1 protein-coding gene is annotated in these 368 nt (G+C 38.9%); it reads right to left on the bottom strand.

What is annotated here, in order from left to right; translation table 11 throughout:
- Positions 1 to 8: 8 nt before the first annotated feature.
- A partial coding sequence (locus SB749_RS18860) for a hypothetical protein (protein ID WP_410711647.1) occupies positions 9 to 368 on the bottom strand: 360 nt, incomplete at its 5' end.

The raw sequence follows: 368 nt of genomic DNA, 5'->3' as shown, positions 1-368 counted from the left end.
ATTGGATGTTACATTTCAAAACCACGATTTATATTATTTCTTGGGCTAGGTTCATTTAAAACTACTTTCGTTGGCTCTGTTAGCTTTTGTTTTAACGCTGGTTGTTCTACCTCCAACGCAGGTGGATGCATCGCATCCAACTTCTTTAAATGCTCTAAATCACAATGTAGTTCGTACTTTTCTGTGAACTTCTCAATGCTCAAGTTGCCATAATCAAGCCTGACAGAATGCTCTTGGAGGTTATTCAATACAAACTCCTCAATATCTTTTCCCGTCTTGTTCCCATACAGTCTTGCCCTTGTAATTCCGTCTTGCGAAGCCTGAACTATATATTGTCCCGTTAATTTACCTCTTATAGCATCTCCTAC

Origin of the sequence: Brevibacterium sp. SIMBA_078, assembly GCF_046534565.1 — a bacterium.
Taxonomy (GTDB): domain Bacteria; phylum Actinomycetota; class Actinomycetes; order Actinomycetales; family Brevibacteriaceae; genus Brevibacterium.
Note: the sequence above shows the minus strand (reverse complement) of the source record. Positions and strands in the feature narration are given on the sequence as shown.